Source organism: Paenibacillus sp. 01L418 (assembly GCF_056400045.1).
In genome coordinates, this window is the sequence record NZ_JBFTSN010000404.1 from 1 (window position 1) to 5,785 (window position 5,785).

Sequence of the window (5,785 nt, forward strand, 5' to 3'; positions counted from 1 at the left end):
ATTAAAGTCCATTAGTTTGTTGCTTATAACTTTGTTCATTATCCTGTTAGCTGCAACTGGCTGTGCTTCGGATATCTTTACGAACCTCACGAACGTCGATATAGAACCGCCTACGCGCGGATTGCTGGCTGCTCTTCAGAATGAACAAATGCCGTCACCCGAAGCTTCAGGTTATCTTGTAAAAGTAAGCGAAATAAATGGCAATCCAGTAGAAGTAGGAGAATTGGAATTACAATTGGAAGTCACCACCGCGGATGGGCAGCCTGTAACGAAATTTACAGAAGATATGACCAAGCTCATGCATCTGATCGTCGTTAGTAAAGATTTATCATCGTTTCAGCATGTGCATCCCGATTATGTGAAAGACAATGTTTTTCGGACAAAGCTTAATTTACTATTTGCAGGCTCGTTTTATGTAACGACTGAATTCAAGCCTTATAAACAAAATGTTGTCATTCATAAGCAGTGGATACAGGTTTCTGGCGAGCCATTATCTAACGAAACAATAGTTCCTGACACCACATGGATAAAAAGTGTAAGCGGCTTAGAAGTTTCATTATCGGCAAGTCCCGGGATTGGTGAAATAGAAGCGGGACAGATGGTTATGTTGCTATTCCGATTTATTGATAATGAGACGGGAAAGCCGATAAAGCAAATAGAGCCATTTCTCGGCACTTCCGGCCATTGTGTTATTTAGAACAGCACAGTTGACCAATTCGTGCATGCACATGCAATGGAAGCGATGAGTGCTGGTGCAAACGTCATGTTTCACACGGTATTTCCTGAGAAAGGCATCTACAAGTTATGGGGGCAATTTCAATTTAAAGGCGAGGTGCTGACGGTGCCATATGTCATCACCGTTAAATAAGAGATGGTTGATGGTTGAACCAAATAAAAAGTGTGTATGTACTCCTGCCCCCGTTAAGGGGTTTTTTGCTTTTTATAAGCCTTTATTCAATAACGACCACTGGACTAATCCATTCTTTTTTTAGTAAATTGCTCAAGATTGCTGTCCATAATGTGGGATTTACCGCATTAGAGGGTTCGTACATTCCCCCTATACTTATAAATGTAAGGGTTTTCAAAAATAAAGAAGGGGTAAGGAAATGATATTCACGACTCGAAAATGGTTTTGTTTTGCGTTAGCGTTTGCGATTTTGGCATCATCGGTATTTGTTTCAGCGCCAAGAGTGAAGGCAGAATCAGAATCAGAAGGAGTAGGGGGAGCAGGAGTGGGTCCAGCTATGATTTATTCGTATCAGCCTTCAGCGAAATATGCGGTTTCAACGAATTATAGCCTTAAGGCTAATGGAGTAGAAATCCCGGTGGTTAAGGGCTTCAACGACTACGATTATGCGAGCTTCTCGATGGGAGGCGGACCAGTAACGTATGAACTAACTATCTTGAATACGGATAAGGTGCATGAATATTCGATCAGTCCGAAGAAACTCGGTATTCAAGCTGATTCGGTGGTTGGCAGAACGATCACGTTTACGACGCAGAAGGATGAGTATTTGATCATCATGATGAACAACCGGGCTACCCGATTGGTTATCGCGGCTGATCCGGCGGAGACGGATATTCCGAATGCAACCGGCGAGGGGATCTATAATGTGACCGCAGCGCCTTATCTGGTGACGACAACGGGGGAGAAAACGGGAGTAGCAGCGAGAACAGCTGCCTTGCAGCAAGCCATTAATGATGCGAGCAGCTATGGAACAGCGCTGGGGAATGGGAAGCAAGGCATCGTTTATGTTCCACGCGGTACGTATTACATCGGAAATGTCGTGTTGAAGAGCAACACGGCGCTTTACATGCAACCTGGAGCAACATTTGTTGCTACGGGAAAGACGGCAGATTATACCGAGCATTGGTTTAAGGATTCGATGGGTAGGCCCGCCACATGGTGGATTTCTACAGCCTTTCATTCGACGAATATTAAAATTTACGGGCGCGGCACAATCGATGGCAACGGACAAGCGCTGCATGATGATAAAAGTACGAACGGCAAAGGTATGATCAACAATCTGATCGTGCCTATCGCTACATCAAATTTTAAGATGGATGGCATCATGGTTCGGGAATCGGCTGGCTGGGCGATCGTACCGACAAGATCCAATGATTTAGCATTTACGAATTTGAAAATGTTCAACAGCCTGGGCATGGGCGAAAATGACGGCATCGACATTTGCGAGTCGCAAAACGTAGTCGTTAGAAATTCGATTGGCATAGCGCTGGATGATCCGTATTCCACCAAAGCATGGCGAGAGGATACGGATATCGCATCCGGGAAGGTACCGTGGCCAGGAAGTCCGGAGCCGGTGCAAAACGTGCTCTTCGAAGACGCGATTTCTTGGACTTTATGTTATGGCTTCAAAATGGGGCAAGGCGTTATGCAGGACCAACAAAATATTACGTTCAAGGACGGTGTCGTGTATAAGGCAGCGGTTGGTTTTGCCATTCATCATAAATATGGATCGGGTAAGGTAAGTGGCATTACCTTCGAGAATATGGATGTAGAAGATATCAGCGGCAGCAACGAAGACAACAGCGCTTGGATGACAATGTTTACAGTAAACGGCGGCAATGCAGGTGTCGGACCGATCACAGGCGTAACCGTAAAAAACATTAAAGTACGAGACATTGGCGAAGGCTTCTCCAAGCTGAAGGGGATGGAAGGAGCGGAGATTACAAATATTACGTTCGAAAACGTGTATATGCCTGGCAAAAGCGAGCCTGCAAAAAATCTCCATGAGATGAACTTTCTGAGCAAGGAGCATTATAGCGGTGTAACGATCAAGCCCGTGCAAAATCCGGAGCCTAGGACGCGGACGAATCTGGCGCTAAGGAAGCCCGCGGTCGGCTCATCGAATGACGGCGTCGAGGATACGTCGCGATATGTTAATGACGGAAATCTCGCGACCCGCTTTGGCTCCAAGCGAGGCATCGATCCGAGCTGGATTTATATTGATCTCGGGGAGAGCAAGACAATTGATCAAGTGAAGCTGTACTGGGAGAGTGCCTATGGCAAAAGCTATCAGATCCAAGTTGCCAATGATATAAGCAGCGAAGCAGGCTGGCAGACGGTGTACAGTACGACGACTGGGAAGGGCGGCATCGAGACGGTTTCGTTTAATGAAGTCAACGCCCGCTACATGCGGATGTACGGTACGGTAAGATCGACAATGTATGGTTATTCCCTTTGGGAGCTTGAGGTATATGGACCCGAAGTGTTTGCGGACAGCATTACTTTGAATCAATCAGTATTTACGCTGGTGAATGGCAAAACGGAGCAGCTAAGCGCAGCGCTTATGCCAGAGCAAACGACGAACAAAAATATAACGTGGACAACAAGCAACAGCAATGTTGCAACGGTAAGCCAGACTGGGCTTGTTACCGCCATAGGGATTGGGACGGTCAACATTACGGCGAAAACACAAAACGGCGACTTAAGTACATCAGCAGTTGTGACGGTGATGGAACCAACTGATCCAATAGATCCAACTGATCCAACTGAACCAGGGGAGTCGCTTTTGCCGCCAGTACTATATGAGGCAGAGGCGGGCAATGGGGAAACGAGCTTAAGCTGGAACGCCGTGGATCATGCAGATGGCTACAAAATCTTTGTCAGCACGACGTCAGGCGTTTATTCGGAAGAGGCAGCAACCGTAACAGGCTCTGTTTATAACTATTTAGCAAAAGGCTTGAACAATGTTCTTACGTATTATTTTGTTATCAAGGCTTACAATGGGTCAGGAGAAAGCACAGCTTCTAATGAAATAAGCGCAGTTCCAATAGGAGAATCAGGACCTGTCTCGCCTATTAATCCTCCGCAGCCTGGGAAGCCTACTAATGCAGAGTTTGCTGTGTTGATCAACGGCAAGGAAGAGCAGCTTGGAACCGCAGAGACTTCAACAATAAATGGACAATCGGTTACTCAGTTCAAGCTTGATCCTGTTAAACTCGCGAATAAGCTGGCCAGTGAGCAAGAGCATTCGGTCATTGCGATACAGACGAGAACACAGCCTGATCGTTTCCTAGCTGGGCTGACTGCGGAAATACTGGATAATCTTCAGCAGAAAAATGCGGTAATTATGCTGCAAACCGCTGCAACAATCTATACGCTGCCTGCGCAGCATATTAATTTAAAAGCATTGATGGTGCAATTTAACACTTCTGCAGAGCTGTCAGCCATTGAGATTAATATCGAAATCAGCAAGCCGGAAGCAGCGGTTCAAAAGTTGCTAGACGAAGCTGCTATAATCGGCAAGTTTTCATTAGTTGATGCGGCATTTGATTTTACGGTTACCGCCAATTATGGAGGAACCAAAGTAAATATCGACAGCTTCGACGCCTATGTAGAAAGGGCGTTGATACTTCCTGACGATGTGGATCAAACTCAAATGACGACAGCTGTTGTCATTGACCCAGACGGATCAGTTCGCCATGTACCGACCAAAATTGTTCATAAGAATGGCAACTATATAGCAGTAATTAGCAGTTTGACAAACAGCGTGTATGCGCTTGTCCATTATGATACCGTATTCGTGGATATAGAGGGACACTGGTCAGCATCCGCCGTAAATGATCTAAGTGGACGACTCATCGTAAAAGGTGTGGACAAAAATAAGTATCTGCCTAACCAAGAGGTTACGCGAGCTGAATTTGCGGCTTTGCTCGTTCGGGCGCTCGGCCTGAAAACTGTCAAGGCAGCGCAAATATTCGCAGATGTGAATAGCTCGGCTTGGTATGCGGAGGCAATCCAAACGGCATATGCTTATGGCCTGATTGAAGGATTCGAGGATGGGACATTCCGTCCAAGCATCAGCATGACACGTGAACAGGCAATGGCGATCACAGCCAAAGCCATGAAGTTTACGGGATTAAAGGACAAACTAGTGGATACAAATACCGATACGCTGCTGCAAGGATTTGCGGACAGAGCAATGTTTGCAGAGTGGGCTATAAGCGGTATCGCGGATTGTTTGCAAAGTGGTCTTATTAACGGAAAAACAGATCATCAGCTGGCGCCAAAAGCAAACCTGACTCGAGCGGAAGTTGCAGCGCTCATTCAACGGCTTTTACAAAAATCAGAATTGATTTAATTTTTCAAAATGAAAAAAGGATTGTCTCTTAAGCGATGGCTGGAGACGATCCTTTTTGCTGTATAATCATTATAAAGTGAGTCCAAATCGCTTGAGCTCAATAAAGATGGGTTCCAATCGTTTACCTTTTTCAGTAATGGTGTATTCTACTCTTGGGGGGACCTCAGCATAAATGGTTCGACTAACAATGCCTTGGTCTTCAAGTTCCTTCAAGCGAAGGGAAAGTGTCTTCGGACTGATGCCTTCGAGTGATTTCAACAATTCACTAAAGCGCATCGTTTCTTCGACCAGCAGGTCACGAATAATGAGAAAGGTCCACTTCGTACCGATAATGTCTAGTACTTTACCTATAACGCAAGGAAAACCATAAGTACCTCGCTCTAGAACGAGCTGTTCACGTTCATCCATCAGATCACCTCAACTAATTTAACTCCATTTCTTCAAGTATAGTACAAAAGTAACTTTAGGGAAACTATATGAAAAAAAGTTCACTACTTTCTCATTTATACTAACTGTGGTAAAAATAGAGTAATAACTACCCACTCTAATTAACGAAGAGGTGCATAGATCATGACGTTTAAACATTTGGATACACCATTTGAACTCAAAAGTCTTAAGCTTAAAAATAGAATTGTAATGGCTCCTATGTGTCAATACTCTGTAGACGCGAAGGATGGGAT

Annotated in this window: 3 protein-coding genes and 1 pseudogene; 3 read left to right on the forward strand and 1 reads right to left on the reverse strand. The window is 45.0% G+C overall.

Annotated features, from left to right (window positions below):
• The 3 genes and pseudogenes from AC1DSE_RS28840 to AC1DSE_RS28850 form a co-directional block, all read left to right on the forward strand.
• Positions 1-697, forward strand: a pseudogene (locus AC1DSE_RS28840) (hypothetical protein); the annotation flags it as partial.
• Between the two features lie 36 nt (positions 698-733).
• Positions 734-868, forward strand: coding sequence for a hypothetical protein (locus AC1DSE_RS28845; protein ID WP_477511631.1), 135 nt, complete (start codon positions 734-736; stop codon positions 866-868).
• Positions 869-1,106: 238 nt separating this feature from the next.
• Positions 1,107-5,105, forward strand: a complete 3,999-nt coding sequence (locus tag AC1DSE_RS28850; protein WP_477511632.1) for an S-layer homology domain-containing protein — start codon at positions 1,107-1,109, stop codon at positions 5,103-5,105.
• A 69-nt stretch (positions 5,106-5,174) separates the two neighbouring features.
• Here AC1DSE_RS28850 and AC1DSE_RS28855 read toward each other — a convergent pair whose 3' ends face one another.
• Positions 5,175-5,513, reverse strand: a complete 339-nt coding sequence (locus tag AC1DSE_RS28855) for a winged helix-turn-helix transcriptional regulator (protein ID WP_477511633.1) — start codon at positions 5,511-5,513, stop codon at positions 5,175-5,177.
• Between the last annotated feature and the right edge of the window lie 272 nt (positions 5,514-5,785).

What these genes read in the sequence shown, in the direction of transcription:
- AC1DSE_RS28845 (WP_477511631.1), top strand. Translation starts at nt 734, where the DNA reads ATGGAAGCGATGAGTGCTGGTGCAAACGTCATGTTTCACACGGTATTT.
- AC1DSE_RS28850 (WP_477511632.1), top strand. Translation starts at nt 1,107, where the DNA reads ATGATATTCACGACTCGAAAATGGTTTTGTTTTGCGTTAGCGTTTGCG.
- AC1DSE_RS28855 (WP_477511633.1), bottom strand. Translation starts at nt 5,513, where the DNA reads ATGGATGAACGTGAACAGCTCGTTCTAGAGCGAGGTACTTATGGTTTT.